Here is an 18,607-nt window from a genome sequence, read left to right on the forward strand (position 1 = left end):
TGCTGCGTTGCAGCCGTACCTGATGCCGGGACGGATGCGGGAGACAGCCCGCGCTGCCTCGGCCCACGAGTTCCGAAAAGCCACAACGAATAGGGTGACCACATGAAGCGTGGGCGGTTGCGGGTGCTCCTGGGAGCCGCCCCCGGCGTCGGCAAGACGTACGAGATGCTCGAGGAGGGTCGACGGCTGCTGAACGACGGCCGCGACGTCGTCGTCGCCGTCGTCGAGACCCACGGGCGTGCGGCCACCGCCGCTCAGCTGGAAGGTCTGCCCGAGGTGCCGCGGCGTCTCGTCGAGCACCGCGGGGTCGAACTGAGCGAGATGGATCTCGCCGGGGTCCTCGCCCGTCATCCCCAGATCGCCCTCGTCGACGAGTTGGCGCACACGAACGCTCCCGGTTCGGAGCACCACAAGCGGTGGCAGGACGTCGAGGATCTGCTGGCCGCCGGCATCGACGTCATCACGACCGTCAACGTGCAGCACATCGAATCGCTCAATGACGTGGTGTTCAAGATCACGGGGGTCGAACAGCGCGAGACGGTGCCCGACGCCGTGGTGCGTTCGGCCGACCAGATCGAAGTCGTCGACCTCGCCCCCCAATCCCTCCGGGATCGCCTCGCCTCCGGTCTGGTCTACCCCGCCGAACGCGTCGATGCCGCCCTCTCGAACTACTTCCGCCTCGGCAACCTCACCGCGCTCCGGGAGCTTGCCCTGCTGTGGCTCGCCGACGAGGTCGACAGCGCCCTCAAGTCCTACCGGGCCGAGCACGGTATCGAAGGCGCATGGCAGGCACGCGAGCGCGTGGTGGTCACGCTGACCGGCGGGCCCGAGGGCGAGACGTTGATCCGCCGCGGCGCCCGGATCGCCGATCGCGCGGCCGGTGGCGAGCTGTTGGCCGTCCACGTGACGACCCAGGACGGCCTCCGCCACGCCGAACCCGGCGCCCTCGCCGCACAACGCGCGCTCGTCGAATCGCTCGGCGGCTCCTACCATCAGGTCGTCGGCGACGACGTCGCGCGCACGCTGGTCGACTTCGCCCGCTCGGTCAACGCGACCCAGCTCGTGCTCGGCGTCAGCCGCCGCGGGCGTCTGGCCGCCGCGCTCACCGGCCCGGGGATCGGGGCCACGGTGATCCGCGAGTCCGGCGACATCGACGTGCACATCGTCACCCACGCCGCCGCCGGCGGGCGTTTCGCCCTGCCGCGACTCACCGGCGGTGCGCTGAGCGTGAAGCGCCGCATCCTCGGGTTCGTGGTCGGCCTCGTCGGCGGCCCCCTGCTGTCGTGGCTGCTCATCGCGACCAGCAGCGATGAGTCGATCACCTCCGACGTGCTCGCCTACCAACTGCTGGTCGTCGTCGCGGCCCTCGTGGGCGGCATCTGGCCCGCCCTGTTCACGGCGGTGCTCTCGGGCGTCACCCTGGACTTCCTGTTCGTCGAGCCGCTGTTCACCATCTCGATCGACGATCCGGGTCACGCGATCTCCCTCGTGCTCTACGTCATCATCGCGATCCTCGTCAGCTACATCGTCGACCAGGCCGCTCGCCGCGCCCGTGCCGCCCGTCGGGCCCTCGCCGAATCGGAGCTGCTGGCGACCGTTGCCGGAAGCGTGCTGCGCGGCGAGAGCGCGGTTCCCGCGCTGGTCAGCCGCACGCGGGAGGCCTTCGGCATGGCCGGGGTGCGCCTCGTCGCCGCCGACGGCACGGTGCTGGCGACCGACGGCGAGCCGCTCCGCGCCGACGCCGAACGGGAACGCGTGCTGCGCATGCCGGTCGGCTCGGCGACGCCGCCGCGCGCGACGCTGGAGCTGCACGGCGGAGATCTGGATGCTTCGGAACGCCGCCTGCTGGACGTGATCGTCGCGCAGCTCGCAGCCGCGCTGGAGCACACCGACCTGACCGAGACCGCCCGCTCCGCGGGGGTGCTCGCGGAAACCGATCAGGTGCGTAGTGCTCTGCTCTCGGCCGTGAGCCACGATCTGCGGCGGCCGCTCGCCGCCGCCGTCGCCGCGATCGGCGGGCTCCGCGCCGCCGATCAGTACCTGTCGCCGGACGACCGCCGCGAACTCATCGACACCGCGAACGAGAGCCTCACCACCCTGACGACCCTCGTGACCGACCTGTTGGATGTGAGCCGGGTGCAAGCCGGCGTGCTCGCCGTGTCGATCGCCCCCGTCGACGCCGCCGGTGTCGTGCTCGCCGCCGTCGCCGAGCTCGGTCTCGGCCCCGACGAGGTCGAGCTCGCCCTCGACGGCGATCTCCCCCCGCTCGCCGCCGACCCGGTGCTGTTGCAGCGGGTGATCGTGAACGTGCTGGCGAACGCCGTCCGCCACTCGCCCGTCGGCAGCCGGGCGCGCATCGCCACGAGCAGGCTCGGCAGCACCGCTGAGATCCGGGTGGTCGATCACGGGATCGGCATCGCCCCCGAACGTCGCGACGACATCTTCGCGCCGTTCCAGCGCCTCGGCGACACCGACAACACCACCGGACTCGGTCTGGGCCTCGCCCTCTCGAAGGGATTCACCGAGGGCATGGGCGGTACGCTCACCCCCGAAGACACGCCCGGAGGAGGTCTCACCATGGTCATCGCACTCCCCGTGGCTGCAGCATCCGTTCTCCCCACCGCGAACGTCCTCCGATGAAGATCCTGATCGCCGACGACGATCCGCAGCTCATCCGGGCCCTGCGCATCACCCTCGCCGCGCACGGGTACGACGTCGTCGCCGCGCCCGACGGCGCGAGTGCGATCACGCTCGCGGCGCAGTCGCACCCCGACCTCGTGGTGCTCGATCTCGGGATGCCCCGCCTCGACGGCCTGCAGGTCATCGAGGCGCTGCGGGGGTGGACCAGCGTGCCGATCCTCGTCGTTTCGGGGCGCACCGGCTCTGCCGACAAGGTCGAGGCCCTCGACGCGGGAGCCGACGACTATGTGACGAAGCCGTTCCAGATCGACGAGCTGCTCGCCCGCGTGCGCGCCCTCTCGCGCCGGCACGGGGCGAGCGGAACCGACCCCGTGGTGCGCTTCGGCGACGTCGTCGTCGACCTCTCGGCCCGCGCCGTGACGCGCGGCGGCGAGCGCGTGCATCTCACGCCCACGGAGTGGCGGATGCTGGAATTCCTCGCCCGCAACCCGGGAACCCTCGTCACCCGGCAGACGCTGCTCAAGGAGATCTGGGCGAGCGAGCAGGTGAGCGACTCCGGCTACCTGCGCTTGTACATGTCGCAGCTGCGCAAGAAGCTCGAGAGCGACCCCGCGCACCCCGTGCACCTGCTCACTGAGTCGGGCATGGGATATCGCCTGATCGCGGACTGACCGACCGGGCGCGGTCCGGCCACCCGCTCGCGTCCGCCCGGATGGGCGACGTGCCCGGTCGGTCAGAGGCGGGAGACCGCCGCGGCTTCGGCGACGCCGTGCGCGCAGACGTCCTCCCACCCGACGGCGGCGACGCCGTCGGTGACCAGGCGTCCGTGGCACAGGCGCGCGCCGAGCACCTCGGCGGGGGTGGCAGCATCCGCGAACACGACCGAGACGCCCAGCGGGCACCCGCGGGTCATCTCGCTGTGGCGGTGCAGCGACTCGGCGGTGGCGACGGCGAGCGAGCGGATGCGATCGCCGGCTGCGTGGTCGCCGCTCCACACGACGACCACGGCCCGGGAGGCGGAGCCGGTGTACAACGACACGGCGAGCCGCGTCATCGCCTGCTGCAGGCGCGACCGGGCGGCCCGCGGGCGGTCGCAGCACGACACGTCGATCCCGGTCACGAGCGTGCCGGGGGTCATCGCGGTGAGCGCGCTCGTCCATTGATCGAGCACGGCGGCGTCGGCCAGCACGCTCACGCCTGCTCGTCCTCGTCCACGGCGCCGCGAGGATCGGCGCCGGCCGTGGCCTCGATGCGCGCGCAGCGGGAAGCGAACACGATCGTGTGCAGCAGCATCCTCAACGCCCTTCGTGCGGACGGACGTCTCCGACGCTGAAGCATCCGGCACACGGAACGGCGATGAGGTCGCCCACCCGGGGGTCGTTCGGGATGCGCACGACACCGCACGCGGTCAGCGCGTCGGCGCCGTAGAGCGCGAACGGGTCCTCGTAGGCGTGCGAGACGCGGCCGAGCAGCCGCGCTTCGCGCCAGAGTGGAGCGTGTCCCTCGAAGGTGGCGTCCAAGCGCACGTGGGTGGCGTCGGCCTCGATGACGCGCGCGATGACGACCGTCGTCGATTCGGTGGGCGAGGCGACCCCGCCCGAGAGGGGCACGATCGCGGCGCCGGTGTACACGCAGGGCGTCGCGCACAGCTCGACGATGCGCTTCAGCGAGACGCCCGAGACGACGACGTCATCGAGGGTGGGGATGCTGCCGGCCGGCCACGCGTCGCGGTCGAACGGCGAGGGAATGCTGTCTCGGAAGGTCGGGGAGAGGGACGTCAAGGTCATGCCTCCGGTCTACGCTCACCCCGGCCGCGGTGGTGGGCTCCTCACGGTCTCCGTACGGCGCCGCCCCGAACCCTGACGGAATCGCTGCGCGGTCGGTCCGCGGAAGCCGCGACCCGCGGGCCGACCGCGCGGCTTAGCCTGGAACGATGAGCAATCTCGCTGCCGCGGCGCGCGCCCTCGCCTTCGACCCGGCGTCGGTGCGCGACGACTTCCCCATCCTGGCGCGCGAGGTCGACGGCTCGCCGCTCGTGTACCTCGACTCCGCCGCGACGAGCCAGAAACCGCGGGCCGTCATCGACGCCGAGGTGGCCTTCCTGACCGGGGCGAACTCCGCCGTCCACCGCGGCGCTCACACGCTCGCGGCGGAGGCCACCGAGCTGTTCGAGGACGCCCGCGAGAGCGTCGCGGCCTTCGTCGGCGCGGGGCCCGAACAGCTGGTGTGGACCTCCGGCGCGACCGCGGGTCTCAATCTCGTCGCCTACGCGCTCTCGAACGCGAGCGCGGGGCGGGGCGGCGACGCCGCGCGAGCGCTCGCCCTGCACGCCGGCGACGAGATCGTGGTGACCGAGACCGAGCATCACGCCAACCTCATCCCGTGGCAGGAACTCGCCGCGCGCACCGGAGCGGTCCTCCGCCACATCCCCGTGCGCGACGACGGCACGCTCGATCTCGAGGCGGCCGCCTCCCTCATCGGCGAGCGCACGCGCGTGGTCGCCTTCCCGCACGTCTCCAACGTGCTGGGCATCGTGAACCCGGTCGCCGAGCTGGTCGCCCTCGCCCGGGCGGCAGGCGCACTCACGGTGCTCGACGCCTGCCAGTCCGCTCCGCACCTCGCGCTCGACCTGCCGGCGCTCGACGTCGACCTCGCCGTCTTCTCGGGCCACAAGATGCTCGGCCCCTACGGCATCGGCGCCCTCTACGGCCGCGCCGAGGTGCTCGAGGCGCTCCCGCCGTTCCTCACCGGCGGCTCCATGATCACGACCGTGACGCTCGACGAGGCCGAGTACCTGCCCCCGCCCCAGCGGTTCGAGGCGGGCACCCAGCCGGTGTCGCAGGCGATCGCCCTCTCCGCCGCGGTGCGCTACCTCTCCGCCCTCGATCTGGAGGCCGTGGCCGATCACGAACGCCTCCTCGAGCGGCGGATGCGACAGGGTCTCGTCTCGATCCCCGGCATCCGCCTGCTGGGCGACCCTTCGACAGGCTCAGGGCAAGCGCACGTCGAGCGGGTGGCGCTCTGGGCCTTCGACGTGGACGGCGTGCACGCCCATGACGTCGGGCAGTTCCTCGACTCCCGCGGAGTCGCGGTGCGGGTCGGTCACCACTGCGCGCAACCCCTGCACCGCCGCTTCGGCATGACGGCATCGGTGCGCGCGAGCGCGGCGCTCTACACGACGGTCGAGGAGGTCGACGTCTTCCTCGACGCCGTCTCCGGCGTCCGCGGCTTCTTCGGAGCCGGCTCGTGAGCGGGCTCGAATCGCTCTACCAGGAGCTCATCCTCGACCACGCGAAGAACCGCCGCGGCTTCGGGCTGGAAGGCGACGAGTCCGACGCGACCTCGCACCAGCGCAATCCGATCTGCGGCGATGAGATCACCCTGCGCGTCCACGTCGACGGCGACCGCGTCACGTCGCTCACGTGGGAGGGCGCGGGTTGCTCGATCTCCCAGGCGTCCGCGTCGATGCTCGCCGAGCTCGCCGAGGGGCTCGACCGCGTAGCATCCGAGCGTCTCATCGAGCGGTTCCGCGAGGCCATGCGCTCGAAGGGGCAGCTCGAGCTGGACGAGGACGAGTTCGGCGACGCGACGGCCCTGTCGGGGGTGTCGAAGTACACCGCGCGGGTCAAGTGCGCGATGCTCGCGTGGGTCGCCCTCGAAGACGCGCTGCGGCGCTCCTAGAGCGGCACGGAGCACGGATGCTGTCGCCGCGTCACGTTCGCCCCAGCGCGCACAACTTCGGACAAGTCCTGAGACACGCCGAGCAGCAGCCCGCTGCCACCGGCGTGTCGCCGAGAACGTCCGAAGTTGTGCTCGCGGTCGAAAGCGTCAGCTGACGAGGATGCCTTCCAGGCGCTGGTAGCTGGTCTCCATGCCCTCGGTCATCCCGGTGGCGAGCACCATGTCGCGCGTCTCGCTGTCGGGATACTCGATGAGGAGCGTGAGCAGGGTCGCGCCGTCCTCCTCGTAGAGCGACAGATCGTTCGTCGTCGCGGGGAAGTCGGTGTCGGTCATGTGCTCCGTCGACACCATGCGCACGGGGGCCTCGATGAGCAGCGTCTCGCCGTCGAAGCCGAACGGTTCGCCCATCGCGGGATCCTCGGGCTCCCAGGCGTACCGGTAGCGACCACCCACGGTCGGGTCGATCTCGCAGACCGTCATCTTCCAGCCGTCAGGGCCGAGCAGCCATCGCTTCATGAGGTCCGGTTCGGTGTGCGCGCGCCAGACGAGGTCGCGGGGCCCGTCGATGAGGCGGGTGATGCGCACGTGCGTGTCGTCCAGGATCTCGGTCTGCGTGCCCTTGCCCGCCGAATACGCCCGGAGGTCGGCGACGACCTGATCGAGCTGGTTGATCGCGAGACGCGAGCCTTCGACCGCGCCCATCGCGACGACCTGCTCGAGCGCCTCGGCGGAGGAGAAGTACGTCACGCTCGTCACGCGGGAACCCGCGCCCGTCTCATCGAACGACAGCACCATCCGCATCGACGGCATGTCCGTGAGGGCCTCGCCGTCCTCGCCGACGAACGAGTCGATCACCTCGAATCCCGACGTGGGGTCGATCCGCAGGAACTCCCACGCGCCGCGCGCCTTCTCGCCGGTCGGACCGGTCATCGCGTACTGCGCCCTGCCCCCGACGGCGAAGTCGAAGTCGGTGAACGTCGCCGGCCACCCCGGGGGGCCCCAGAAACGTTCGAGTTGCGCTGGTTCGGAAAAGGCTCGCCAGACGCGGGCCTGCGGAGCCTCGACCTCGGCGACGAGGGTCATGGTGAGTGCTTCGGGATCGGTGTGAACCGTGGTGACGGGCATGATGCTCTCCTTCTCTCATGGGGTGTTCGTACTGTCTTGACGGGTGTCGGCGGCTTGTCCATCGGGTTCGGCGAGAATCGCGTCGAGGCGGTCGATCCGCGCGCGCCACAGGTGCTCGTAGCGCGTGAGCAGTTCGCGCACGCGGGCGATCGTGGCGGGGTTTGCCCGCACGAGTCGCTCGCGTCCGTCGGCGCGCTTGACGATCAGCTCGGCCGCCTCGAGTACGGCCACGTGCTTCTGCACGGCGGCGAAGCTCATGTCGTAGTCGGCGGCGAGCGCCGACACCGACTGCTCGCCGCCGATGGTGCGCCGCACGATGTCTCGACGCGTCGTGTCGGCGAGCGCCCGGAAGATCCGATCGAGCTGCGCGTCCTGGGAATCCGTTTGTACAACCATTTGGTTGCACGTTAGCGCCTCCTGACACCCGGGTCAAGAGGGGCAGCTGTCCCGACCCCCTCTCACCCCCGTCGGAGATTCGCACCAACGTCGGAGCATTCCGCTCGAATCCTCCGACCTCGGTGCGATTCTCCGACGCTCGTGCGGGCGGCCCGCCCGCGGCCGCGCTATCAGCGCGCCGGCGGCGAAGCCACCACCCCGGACGCTGAGCGAGCGAAGCGAGACGAAGCGCTGCTCGGGCCCGCGGCGATGGCATCCTGTACCGATGAGCGCGGAACCCGCCCCGATCGACGTCACGGTCGATTCGGTCGAGCGCGGTGGCGCCAAGACCCGCGTCACCCGGGTCCGCACGCCGAGCTCCGGCGACGGCGGACGATCGTTCGTGCTCGTCGCGGGCATCGGTGTCGCCGCGACGTACTTCGAGTTCCTCGCGCCCGCCTTGGCGATGCACGGCGAGGTGTTCGCGCTCGACCTGCCGGGTTTCGCCGGCGTGCCGCGGCCGCACGAGCAGCCGACGGCGGCGTTCTTCGCCGACCAGGTCGAAGCCGTGCTCGACCATCATGCGCTGCAGAATCCGGTGCTGATCGGCCACTCCATGGGAACGCAGGTCGTGACCGAGGTACTGCGCCGTCGACCGACGATCTCCCACGCCGTGCTCGTGAGCCCCGTCATCAACGAGGCCGAGCGGGCAGTCCCGGTGCAAGCCGTGCGATTCCTCCAGTCGGCAGCCCACGAGACGGTGCATCTCGCCCTGACGGCGGTGTCGGCGTACATCCTCTGCGGCGTCGTCTACTTCCTGACGGTGCTTCCGCACATGATGCGTTACCGCATCTCCGAGCGCCTCCGGGGGGTTTCGGCCCACGTCCTTCTCATCCGCGGCGAGTTCGATCGCACGTCGCCGCGACGCTTCCACTCCCGCCTGGTCACAGCCGCCCCTCGGGCACGTCGGTGGGAGATCGAGGGTGCCGCTCACTCGATCATCAACGGTCACGCCGTCGGGGTGGCCGCGCTGACGATGCGCCATCTCGGCGACGACCTGGCGGACCGCGGTCGGATGTCCTCCGAAGAAGCCGAAGTACCCCCGATACGCCACGCTGATCTCGCGATGATCCTCGGCGCGCTCGCGAGCCGCGTCGCCGAGTGGTTCAGTGCCCTGCACGGGGACGAGAAGGGCGTCGCGCGCGCGAAGGCAGAACATGCCCGCCTGCTCTGGCGGGCGTACCGGCGCTCCTGACCCGCCCGGCTCCCCCTCGACGCGGCGGGCCTTCACTCGCCACCGTCGGAGATTCGCACCGAGGTCGGAGCATTCCGCCCGAATCCTCCGACCTCGGTGCGATTCTCCGACGCTCGTGCGGGCCGGAGGCCGACGCTCGTGCGGGCCGGAGGCCGGCGCCCGCGCGGGCGGGCCGCACCCACAGAGCTCGCAGACGGGCGGCCGGTAGGATGGAATGACCCCCCGGCACCCGCGATCTCTGGAGCTCAGCCGCGTGACCAGCCCCGCCCTATCCCTCGCCGACACCGTTCAGAACGCGGCGGCGACACCCGAGAAGGAACAGCCGTACGGCGCCCTCGGTCTCAAGCCCGACGAGTACGCGCAGATCCGGGAGATCCTCGGACGCCGCCCCACGAGCGGCGAGCTGGCGATGTACTCGGTCATGTGGTCGGAGCACTGCTCCTACAAGTCCAGCAAGATCTACCTGCGCCAGTTCGGCCAGAAGGTCAGCGAAGAGATGAAGACCCGCCTCATGGTGGGCATGGGCCAGAACGCCGGCGTCGTCGACGTCGGCCAGGGCTGGGCGGTCACGTTCAAGGTCGAATCGCACAACCACCCGAGCTACATCGAGCCCTTCCAGGGCGCGGCCACCGGTGTCGGCGGCATCGTCCGCGACATCATCTCGATGGGCGCCCGCCCGGTGGCGGTCATGGACCAGCTGCGGTTCGGCGCCATCGACCACCCCGACACCGCCCGCGTCGTGCACGGCGTCACCAGCGGCATCTCGTTCTACGCCAACTGCCTCGGCCTGCCGAACATCGGCGGCGAGACGGTCTTCGACTCCGTCTACCAGGGCAACCCGCTGGTCAACGCACTGGCCGTCGGCGTGCTCCGCCACGAAGACCTGAAGCTCGCGAACGCCACCGGCGTCGGCAACAGGGTCGTGCTCTTCGGCGCCCGTACCGGGGGCGACGGCATCGGCGGAGCATCCATCCTCGCCTCCGACTCGTTCGATTCGACCGGACCGACCAAGCGCCCCGCGGTGCAGGTCGGCGACCCGTTCGCCGAGAAGGTGCTCATCGAGTGCTGCCTCGAGCTCTACAAGGGCGAACTCGTCGAGGCCATCCAGGACCTCGGCGCCGCCGGCATCTCGTGCGCGACGAGCGAACTCGCCGCCAACGGCAACAGCGGCATGAAGGTCGAACTCGACCGCGTGCTGCTGCGCGATCCCTCGCTGACTCCCGAGGAGATCCTCATGTCGGAGTCGCAGGAGCGGATGATGGCGATCGTCGCGCCCGAGAAGCTCGACGCCTTCCTCGCCGTCACCGACCGCTGGGATGTCGAGACCAGCGTGTTGGGTGAAGTCACCGGCGACGGCCGCCTCGTCATCGACTGGCACGGCGAGGAGATCGTCAACGTCGATCCCTCCACCGTCGCCGTCGACGGACCCGTCTACGAGCGCCCCCTCGCGTACCCCACCTGGCTCGACGCACTGCAGGCCGACTCGGCGAGCGCCCTCCCCCGCGCCACCGACCCCGACACCCTGCGGGAGCAGTTCACCCGCCTGTTGGGCAGCCCGAACCTCGCCGACCCCTCCTGGGTGACGAACCAGTACGACTACTACGTGCTCGGCAACACCGCGCTGTCGTTCCCCGACGATGCGGGCATGATCCGCGTCGACGAGGAATCCGGACTCGGATTCGCCATCTCGACCGACTGCAACGGCCGGTTCTGCCAGCTCGACCCCTACCAGGGCGCCAAGCTCGCCCTCGCCGAGGCCTACCGCAACGTGGCTGTCACGGGCGCGGCTCCCGCCGCCGTCACCGACTGCCTCAACTTCGGCAGCCCCGAGAACCCCGAGGTCATGTGGCAGTTCTCGCAGGCCGTCGAAGGCCTCGCCGACGGCTGCCTCGAGATCGGCATCCCCGTCACGGGCGGCAACGTCTCGTTCTACAACCAGACCGGCGACGCCCCCATCCACCCGACTCCGGTCGTCGGTGTGCTGGGCATCATCGACGACGTCGCGGCTCGCATCCCGAGCGGTTGGCAGGACGCCGGCGAGAACCTCTACCTGCTCGGCGTCACCCGCGAAGAACTCGACGGCTCCGCCTGGGCCGACACGATCCACGGCCACCTCGGCGGGCGCCCCCCGCAGGTCGACCTCGCCGGCGAGCGCCGTCTCGGCGAGCTGCTGCGTGCAGCATCCACGCAGTCCCTCATCTCCAGCGCCCACGACCTCTCCTCCGGCGGTCTCGGCCAGGCCCTCGCCGAAGGCGTGCTGCGCTTCGGCGTCGGCGCACGCGTGTGGCTCACCGAGATCATGGAGCGGGACGGGGTGGATGCTGCGACCGCCCTCTTCTCCGAATCCGCCGGCCGCGTCATCGTCTCGGTCCCCCGCGAAGAGGACGTCAAGTTCCGCGGCCTCTGCGCCGGGCGCGACTACCCGGTGCTGCGCATCGGCGTCACCGACGCAGCCGAGGGCGAGGAGTCGGTGCTCGAGGTGCAGGACGTCTTCACCGTCCCAGCCTCGGAGCTGCGCGCCGTCGCCACCGCCACCCTTCCCGCGGCCTTCGGACCGACCATCACCGAGCCCGCACCCGAGATCACCCGATGAGCGACGACGAAGAATACGGCGAGTTCGCCGCCTCCCGACAGCGTCGCGTCAAGCTGACCGCGTGGATCGTGATCGCCGCCCTCATCCTCACCGGCGGCGGCGCCACGGTCTTCGCCCTGCTCTTCGGCTGAGGGCCGCGGCGGAGAGCGCGATCGCTCGCCCGACGGACCGCGCGGCTACCATGACAGGGGTGGAGCCCCTCTTCGATTTCCTCCGCCAGTTCTGGTGGCTGGCCTTCCCGCTGTTCGGCGGACTGGCAGCCGTCGGAGGCGCGTGGGAGAAGGCCGCCCGCGACCGGCACGAGCGACGGCTGGAAGTCCTGCGGGCGAAGAGTGAACTGAAGGCTGCCCAAGCACGGGAGCTCGCGCCCACCTCGCCCCCCGCTCCGATCGAGGACGAGGACTTCAGCCCGCTCAGCCGCCTCATGGCCAGTCACGACGATGTCACCGCCCGCTGGCTCGAATACGAGCTCGACGTCGGCAAGACCATCGATTTTCCGGCGATGAGCGATGGGCGCCAGCCCCTCACCGCCGCTTTCCTCCGAGCGAAGAAGGTGGCCGACCGGCTTCGACCGCCCTCGGCGACGACGAAGCTCTCCCCCGAACAGCTCCGTGAGTACCGCGATGCCGTGACCGACTTCGAGGTCGCCTTCGACGTCGCCGAGCGTGACGCCCGGCGCCTGAAAGACTCCGCCTTCACCGATCCCGAACGCAAACGGCTCGACACCGCCAAGCAGTTGCTGACCACAGCGGTCGATACGGCCGCGACGCCGGCGGAGCGTCAGCTCGCCTACCGACGGGTGCGCGACGAACTCAACGGTCTGATCTCCTTGTCCGACGGCGCGATCGACGTGCTCGAGAAGCAGGTCGCCCTCCAACTCCCCCGCGGCCGCGACGCGGCATCGCCGTGAACACTCCCTGCGCCCCCCGAGGCGGGCGACGTAGCATGAGGGCATGGACGCGCTCTGGTTGCTCGTCGCCGACTGGTGGTGGATCGGCCCGACGGCGGCCGGCGTCGGTGCTGCCGGTTGGGTCGGCGTGCTCGCCAACCGCGAACGATCCCGACGGCCCCTCGCCGTGGGCACCCGGCGGCGGGCGATGAGCAAGGGCGCCGCGCGCCGTTTGGAACTCGACGCCGCTGTTCTCGACCTGCAGTCGTCGAGGGATGCGGTGACCCGCAGCCGCGCCGAGGTGCAGGTGGCTCAAGCCGAGCTCTTGCGGGTGCAGGCCGACCAGGGCGCCGACCGCACCTCGTCCGGAGCCGTAGCCGCGGCGCGCGCCCGCGTGCAGACCGCCCAGCGCGAAGCGCGTGCTGCGATCGCCGCGGTGAGGGCCCGCCGAGCAGGACTTCGCGCCGCACGTGCGGTGCTCCCCTCGATCCGAGCCGGGCGGCTCCCCTTGCCCTTGGCCCGCCTGATGGCCGAGCACGACGCGCTCACCGCACGGTGGATGGCGTACGAGACCGACGCCGCCCTCGTGCTGGCGTACCCGCGGATGACCGACGTCCGCTCACCGTTGCTCGCCGTGTTCCTGCGCGAACAGTCCCAGGCGCAATGGCTCCGCCCCGCTTCGATCGAGACGCGGATCACCCCGGCCGATTTCCTCGCCTACCGAGATGCCGTCCGCCGGGCCGCCCACGCTTTCGAAGACGCCGAACGCGACGCGCGGCGTCAGGCCGGAGAAGCACCCCACCCGACCATCGACGCCGGTGCGGAACTGTGGACGCAGGTCGCCCAGGGACTGGCCGACAACGCCCAGCGCGCGGTAGCGCGCTCCATGCAGTCGTTCGGCAAGACGGCGCGCGACCGATTCGACCGCTCCCGCCCCGGTTCCCCGGCGCAGGCCGGCGGCGACCCTGCCGAGCCGAATCCACCCCGAGCATCCGACCCGGGCACGCCGCCCGTCTGGCCGGTGCCGGGTCGTGACCGGCGCCCCCCGAAGCCGTGAGCGCAGAGCGCGACGCCCCACCGCTGCCCGGCCGGGCCATCATCGAGCAGCGCTGGAGCGAGGCGGTCTTCGTGCACTGGCGCGTCGACCCCGCGCTCGTTGATCCCCTGCTTCCCGAGGGCACGCGTCCCGACGTCTTCGACGGCTCAGCCTGGGTGGGCCTCGTGCCCTTCCGCCTCAGCCGGTTCCGCTTCCTCCCGTTCCCGCCCGTCCCACTGCTGGGTTCGTTCGTCGAGATCAACGTGCGCACGTACGCGATCGACGCGCAGGGTCGCCGGGGCGTCGTGTTCCGCACCCTCGAAGCGGAGCACCTTCTTCCGGTGCTGGCCGCGCAGGCCCTGTTCGGGCTGCCCTACCGGTGGGCGCGGGCGGGCTCCCGTGAGGAGGGCGACGTCATCGCCTACCGTTCCCAGCGCCACGGTCTCCGTGGCGAACAACGCCCGGGGACGCGCCTGCGTGTCGCTCGCAGCACCTCCCCGGTGGATACCCCGCTGTCCCGATTCCTCACGGCGCGCTGGGGTTTCCACGAGCGCCATCTCGGCCGCACCGTCTGGGCATCCAACTCTCACGAGCCCTGGCCGCTCGTCGAGGCCGACCTGCTCTCCCTCGACGACGACCTCGTCGCCGACTCGGGCTTCCCCGGACTCGCTCATCGCACGCCCGACTCGGTCCTCGCGATGCCGTCGGGGCATCCGGGCTTCCTCACGCGGTTCGCGGCGCCCGAGCGCGCCTGAGTCGGTTTCAACGCCGCTCTTGACACCCGCCCGGTCTGCGTTGCATGGTTAGTTACCGAAGTAACTAACCGAACAACGGAGGCCCCGTGATCGACGAAGGTCGAGCGCTCTTCCTGCAGATCGCCGAGAGCGTCGAGGACTCGATCATCGACGGCAGCCTGCCCGAGGAAGGCCAGGCTCCCTCGACGAACGAGCTCGCCGCCTTCTACCGCATCAACCCCGCCACCGCCGCCAAAGGAGTGAACATGCTCGTTGACAAGGGAGTGCTCACCAAGCGTCGCGGCATCGGGATGTTCGTCGCCCCGGGGGCACGGGAGGCTCTCATCTCCGAGCGCCGCACCGCGTTCGCCGACCGTTTCGTCGATCCCCTCCTCGCCGAGGCGCGCAAGCTCGGCCTCGGGCCCGACGACCTCGCGGCGCTCATCCGAACGCGCGCCGACCTCGCAGCATCCGACCGCACCGAAGGGAACGTTTCATGACGTCCGTCATCGAGGTGGACAACCTCACCAAGCGCTACCGCGAGACCGTCGCGCTCGACGACGTGAGCTTCACGATCGAGCAGAACACCATCTGCGGGCTCCTGGGCCGCAACGGAGCGGGGAAGACCACCGCGATGTCCATCCTCACCGCGCAGAACTTCGCCACCTCGGGCGACGTTCGCGTGTTCGGACAGTCCCCCTACGAGAACGCCGCCGTGCTGTCGCGGCTGTGCTTCGTGCGGGAGAGTCAGAAGTATCCCGAGGATGCCTTGCCGCTGCATGCTTTCCGCACCGCCCGGCTATTCTTCCCGAACTGGGATCAGGCGTTCGCCGACCAGCTGATGGACGAGTTCCAGTTGCCGCTCAAGACGCGCATCAAGAAGCTCTCCCGGGGGCAGCTCTCGGCGGTCGGGGTCATCATCGGTCTCGCCGCACGGGCGGAGGTCACCTTCTTCGACGAGCCGTATCTCGGTCTGGATGCTGTCGCCCGACAGATCTTCTACGACCGCCTCCTCGAGGACTACACCGAGCATCCCCGCACGGTGATCCTCTCGAGTCACCTGATCGACGAGGTCTCCAACCTCATCGAGCGCGTGCTCGTCCTCGACCACGGTCGTGTCGTGATGAACGAGGACACCGACGCCGTCCGCGATCGCGCGGCCACCATCGTCGGCGATGCGGCCGCCGTCGACGCCTTCACCGTCGGCCGCGAAGTCATCCACCGAGAGAGCCTCGGCCACGTCGCGTCCGTCACGGTGATCGGTCGCCTGACCGACGCCGATCGCACACAGCTGGCGGCGGCGGGCCTCGATGTCGCCCCCGTCTCGCTGCAGCAGTTGATCGTACGAATCAGCCAGAATGCGGCGGCCGCAGAAGCATCCGCCCCCGACGAAGGAGCACTGCGATGAGCCGCACCGTGAACGTCGTGCGTATGCAACTGGTGAACCGCGAGACCTACCTCTGGGTGCCGCTGATCGTGCTCGGCGGCTCGTTCGCCATCACGCTCGCCGTCTACTTCCTCCTCAACCGAGCCGGGGTCGACACGGCGATGTTCGGCGGCGGCGCGCAGGCGCCGCTGTGGTACTTCCTCTACGTGGGCGTACAAGCCCTGACGCTGACCTTCCCGTTCTCGCAGGCGATGAGCGTCACGCGCCGCGAGTTCTACCTCGGCACCCTGCTGACGGCGGTACTCGCCTCGCTCGTCCTGGCGGCGGTGTTCGTCGTCGGGGGATTCGTCGAGGAGGCCACCGACGGCTGGGGTTTGAACGGCTACTTCTTCGCCCTCCCCTGGATCTGGGATCGGGGCTGGTGGGTTGCCGGCGTGCTCTACTTCGCCGTGGCCATGGTCTTCTTCATCATCGGGTTCTGGACGGCGACGATCTACAAGCGCTTCTCGAGCATCGGTCTCACGATCGTGCTCGTCGCGATCGGGCTCGTGCTCGTGGGTGTGCTGTGGCTCGTCGGCCACCTGCAGGCCTGGGCGACGGTCTGGGAGTGGTTCGTCGCCCAGGGTCCTCTCGGCCTGTCGCTGTGGGGACTGCTCTTCATCGCGGTGCTCGCCGCAACGGCCTTCCCGTTGTTCCGCCGGCTGACGCCGTGACCGGGCCCCCGCTCAGGCGGGGGTCTCGGCGGTCGCCATGAGCACGGCTCGCCCGAGGATGTGGCTCGCCATGGTGAAGCCCAGGTACGCGGGCGTCGCGTCGGCAGGAACGCCGATGGTCGCGACATCGAGAGCGTGCACGACCACGAAGTAGCGGTGCTGTCCGTGACCGGCGGGCGGAGCCGCACCGACGAAGCGTGCCAGTCGCACGTCGTTGGGCAGTTGGTACGCCCCGGCGGGCAGCTGCTCGCCGGCGTCGTCTCCCGCGCCTTCGACGAGCGAGGTCACCGTCGCGGGGATGTCAGCGACCGCCCAGTGCCAGAAGCCCGAACCGGTCGGAGCGTCGGGGTCGTAGACGGTGACCGCGTAGCTGTGGGTTCCTTCGGGGGCACCGCTCCACGACAGCTGGGGCGAGAGATCCATACCCGAGCGCTGCCGCTCTCCGAACGCCGCGCCGTCGGTGAAGGATTCGCTGGTCACGGTGAAGCTGGCGGCCTCGGGGAGGCGGGCGAAAGGATCGTTCATACCCACAGACTAAGACGGATGCTGGCGGGTCGAGGTCGTGGAGTGCGATCACCCACCCGTATCCGCCCGCCCGTCAGGAGCCCTGCGCCGCGGCCTCGCTGCGGTGGTGGCGGATGACTTCGGCGACGACGAAGTTGAACCACTTCTCCGCGAACGCCGGGTCGAGATCGGCGTCCTCGGACAGCCGTTTGAGGCGGGAGATCTGCTGCTCCTCGCGAGCGGGATCCGACGCCGGCATGCCGTGCTTGGCCTTGAGGACTCCCACCTGCTTCGTGCAGCGGAAGCGTTCGGCCAGCAGGAAGATCAGCGCAGCGTCGATGTTGTCGATGCTTCCGCGGAGGCCCGCGAGCACCTCGGCCGGATCGGTCTCGCCCCGGGCGGCGTCGCCGCCCCACTCAGTCGCTTCGGTCATGATTCCTCCTGCGCCGACGATACCGCCTCACTCGTGGGAGGCCTCGGGAGAGCCCCGTCGAGCGAGGCGCGGGCGCCCTAGAGTGTGACGCATGACCGACGTGTCGAAAGAGTCCGCCACCGCCGCCGCCGAAGCGGCGCCCACGGCGGAGCCGGAGAAGCCGACCCCGACGCACCAACTGCTCGCGGGGCTCGCGAGCCCGTTCCGCGTCGGCTTCCTCGTCACGCTCGGCGGACTGGTGGCCGTGGTTCTCGGGCTGACGGTGTCGAACCTGTCCACGGTGATCATCTACGTCGTGTTCGCGCTCTTCGCCGCGCTCGGCCTGGACCCGGTGGTGCGATTCCTGGAGAAGCGCGGGATGAAGCGCGGGTGGGCGATCGTCGTCGTCTACGCCGCGTTCGCTCTCGTGCTCGTCGGCATCCTGCTGCTGCTCGTTCCGACCCTCGTGCGTCAGGTCACGCAGTTCGTCTCCGACGTTCCCGGCATCATCAGCGACTTCATGGCGAGCGACACCTACGGGTGGCTTCAGGCCAACCTCGGCGACAGTGTGGGCAACCTCGTGAGCGAGGCGCAGACCTTTGCGACCGACCCGACCAACATCGCCGCCGTCGGTGGCGGCGTGCTCAAGGTCGGTGCGACGATCGCCGAAGGCGTCTCGGGCGTCATCATCATCCTCGTGCTGAGCCTGTACTTCCTCGCCTCGCTGCCGTCGATCAAGGCGAGCTTCATCCGCCTCATTCCGGCGCGCAGCCGGATCGGCGTCGCGAGCCTCACCGACCAGATCACCGATTCCGTGGGCGGCTACCTCGCGGGCATGGTGGTGCTGGCCTTCTGCAACAGCCTGGTGGCCTTCTTCCTCCACCTGTTCCTCGGCCTCCCGTTCCCGGCCCTGATGGGAGTGGTGGCGTTCTGCATCACGCTCATCCCCCTCGTCGGGTCCGTGCTGTTCTGGGGCTTCTCCACCGTGCTGGCCTTGTTCACCAGCCCGCTGACGGCGCTCATCTTCGCGATCATCTACCTCGTGTACATGCAGCTCGAGGCATACGTGCTGACTCCCCGCGTGATGAACCGCACCATCTCGGTGCCGGGATCGCTCGTCGTGATCGGGGCACTCGTCGGCGGCACGCTCCTCGGCCTGCTCGGCGCGCTCGTCGCCATCCCCGTCACCGCGTCGATCCTGCTCATCATCAAGCAGGTAGTCATCCCGCGACAAGACGAGAAGGTCTAGCCCGGTCGGCGACC

20 protein-coding genes are annotated in these 18,607 nt (G+C 70.1%); 14 read left to right on the forward strand and 6 right to left on the reverse strand.

Annotated features, from left to right (window positions below; genetic code table 11):
- Window positions 1-102: 102 nt before the first annotated feature.
- Both ACFXP5_RS09565 and ACFXP5_RS09570 read left to right on the forward strand, forming a co-directional pair.
- Complete coding sequence (locus tag ACFXP5_RS09565) at window positions 103-2,640, forward strand: sensor histidine kinase (protein ID WP_394527955.1); 2,538 nt, start codon at window positions 103-105, stop codon at window positions 2,638-2,640.
- Window positions 2,637-3,311 (forward strand): response regulator, encoded by a 675-nt coding sequence (locus ACFXP5_RS09570; protein ID WP_394527956.1) that lies wholly within the window; start codon window positions 2,637-2,639, stop codon window positions 3,309-3,311. Before ACFXP5_RS09565 ends, ACFXP5_RS09570 begins: the two co-directional genes overlap by 4 nt.
- Before the next feature lie 62 nt (window positions 3,312-3,373).
- Here ACFXP5_RS09570 and ACFXP5_RS09575 read toward each other — a convergent pair whose 3' ends face one another.
- On the reverse strand, window positions 3,374-3,835 hold the full coding sequence (locus ACFXP5_RS09575) for a hypothetical protein (protein ID WP_394544457.1): 462 nt from the start codon (window positions 3,833-3,835) through the stop codon (window positions 3,374-3,376).
- 100 nt (window positions 3,836-3,935) lie between these two features.
- Window positions 3,936-4,427, reverse strand: coding sequence for a hypothetical protein (locus ACFXP5_RS09580; protein WP_394544458.1), 492 nt, complete (start codon window positions 4,425-4,427; stop codon window positions 3,936-3,938).
- Between the two features lie 146 nt (window positions 4,428-4,573).
- On the opposite strand from ACFXP5_RS09580, the gene ACFXP5_RS09585 reads away from it, so the two are divergent.
- Together ACFXP5_RS09585 and sufU are read left to right on the forward strand one after the other, a co-directional pair.
- Window positions 4,574-5,890 (forward strand): aminotransferase class V-fold PLP-dependent enzyme, encoded by a 1,317-nt coding sequence (locus ACFXP5_RS09585; RefSeq protein ID WP_394544459.1) that lies wholly within the window; start codon window positions 4,574-4,576, stop codon window positions 5,888-5,890.
- A complete protein-coding gene (gene sufU, locus ACFXP5_RS09590; RefSeq protein WP_394544461.1) occupies window positions 5,887-6,321 on the forward strand; it encodes a Fe-S cluster assembly sulfur transfer protein SufU in 435 nt (144 codons plus the stop codon). Before ACFXP5_RS09585 ends, sufU begins: the two co-directional genes overlap by 4 nt.
- Window positions 6,322-6,468: 147 nt before the next feature.
- Here the strand turns inward: sufU and ACFXP5_RS09595 are convergent, their stop codons facing one another.
- Both ACFXP5_RS09595 and ACFXP5_RS09600 read right to left on the reverse strand, forming a co-directional pair.
- Entirely contained in the window at window positions 6,469-7,446 is a 978-nt protein-coding gene (locus ACFXP5_RS09595; protein WP_394544462.1) for an SRPBCC family protein, read from the reverse strand.
- 15 nt (window positions 7,447-7,461) lie between these two features.
- Window positions 7,462-7,842, reverse strand: coding sequence for an ArsR/SmtB family transcription factor (locus ACFXP5_RS09600; RefSeq protein ID WP_394544463.1), 381 nt, complete (start codon window positions 7,840-7,842; stop codon window positions 7,462-7,464).
- Between the two features lie 265 nt (window positions 7,843-8,107).
- Between ACFXP5_RS09600 and ACFXP5_RS09605 the strand changes: the two genes are divergently transcribed.
- The 9 genes from ACFXP5_RS09605 (at window position 8,108) to ACFXP5_RS09645 (ending at window position 16,428) form a co-directional block, all read left to right on the forward strand.
- A complete protein-coding gene (locus ACFXP5_RS09605; RefSeq protein ID WP_394544464.1) occupies window positions 8,108-9,076 on the forward strand; it encodes an alpha/beta fold hydrolase in 969 nt (322 codons plus the stop codon).
- Between the two features lie 214 nt (window positions 9,077-9,290).
- Window positions 9,291-11,669, forward strand: coding sequence for a phosphoribosylformylglycinamidine synthase subunit PurL (gene purL, locus ACFXP5_RS09610; protein ID WP_394544465.1), 2,379 nt, complete (start codon window positions 9,291-9,293; stop codon window positions 11,667-11,669).
- Entirely contained in the window at window positions 11,666-11,800 is a 135-nt protein-coding gene (locus ACFXP5_RS09615; protein ID WP_394527965.1) for a hypothetical protein, read from the forward strand. Before purL ends, ACFXP5_RS09615 begins: the two co-directional genes overlap by 4 nt.
- A gap of 59 nt (window positions 11,801-11,859) precedes the next feature.
- A complete protein-coding gene (locus ACFXP5_RS09620) occupies window positions 11,860-12,579 on the forward strand; it encodes a hypothetical protein (protein ID WP_394544466.1) in 720 nt (239 codons plus the stop codon).
- Window positions 12,580-12,622: 43 nt separating this feature from the next.
- Window positions 12,623-13,615, forward strand: coding sequence for a hypothetical protein (locus ACFXP5_RS09625; protein ID WP_394544467.1), 993 nt, complete (start codon window positions 12,623-12,625; stop codon window positions 13,613-13,615).
- The gene (locus ACFXP5_RS09630; RefSeq protein ID WP_394527968.1) at window positions 13,612-14,349 is read left to right on the forward strand and encodes a YqjF family protein; all 738 of its coding nucleotides are present in this window, start codon (window positions 13,612-13,614) and stop codon (window positions 14,347-14,349) included. The genes ACFXP5_RS09625 and ACFXP5_RS09630 overlap by 4 nt, the downstream gene beginning before the upstream one ends.
- An 86-nt stretch (window positions 14,350-14,435) precedes the next feature.
- Window positions 14,436-14,828, forward strand: coding sequence for a GntR family transcriptional regulator (locus tag ACFXP5_RS09635; RefSeq protein ID WP_394527969.1), 393 nt, complete (start codon window positions 14,436-14,438; stop codon window positions 14,826-14,828).
- The gene (locus tag ACFXP5_RS09640; protein WP_394544469.1) at window positions 14,825-15,736 is read left to right on the forward strand and encodes an ABC transporter ATP-binding protein; all 912 of its coding nucleotides are present in this window, start codon (window positions 14,825-14,827) and stop codon (window positions 15,734-15,736) included. Before ACFXP5_RS09635 ends, ACFXP5_RS09640 begins: the two co-directional genes overlap by 4 nt.
- Complete coding sequence (locus tag ACFXP5_RS09645; protein WP_394544470.1) at window positions 15,733-16,428, forward strand: hypothetical protein; 696 nt, start codon at window positions 15,733-15,735, stop codon at window positions 16,426-16,428. Before ACFXP5_RS09640 ends, ACFXP5_RS09645 begins: the two co-directional genes overlap by 4 nt.
- Window positions 16,429-16,440: 12 nt before the next feature.
- On the opposite strand, the gene ACFXP5_RS09650 is transcribed toward ACFXP5_RS09645, so the two are convergent.
- Together ACFXP5_RS09650 and ACFXP5_RS09655 are read right to left on the reverse strand one after the other, a co-directional pair.
- The gene (locus tag ACFXP5_RS09650) at window positions 16,441-16,953 is read right to left on the reverse strand and encodes a YbhB/YbcL family Raf kinase inhibitor-like protein (RefSeq protein ID WP_394544471.1); all 513 of its coding nucleotides are present in this window, start codon (window positions 16,951-16,953) and stop codon (window positions 16,441-16,443) included.
- 73 nt (window positions 16,954-17,026) lie between these two features.
- Window positions 17,027-17,365: a chorismate mutase gene (locus ACFXP5_RS09655; protein ID WP_394527973.1), complete on the reverse strand. Its 339-nt coding sequence runs from the start codon at window positions 17,363-17,365 to the stop codon at window positions 17,027-17,029.
- 91 nt (window positions 17,366-17,456) lie between these two features.
- Here ACFXP5_RS09655 and ACFXP5_RS09660 point away from each other — a divergent pair, with 91 nt between their 5' ends.
- On the forward strand, window positions 17,457-18,593 hold the full coding sequence (locus ACFXP5_RS09660; protein ID WP_394527974.1) for an AI-2E family transporter: 1,137 nt from the start codon (window positions 17,457-17,459) through the stop codon (window positions 18,591-18,593).
- Window positions 18,594-18,607: the final 14 nt, after the last annotated feature.

The organism is Microbacterium hanjuni (assembly GCF_043556395.1).
Lineage (GTDB): Bacteria > Actinomycetota > Actinomycetes > Actinomycetales > Microbacteriaceae > Microbacterium.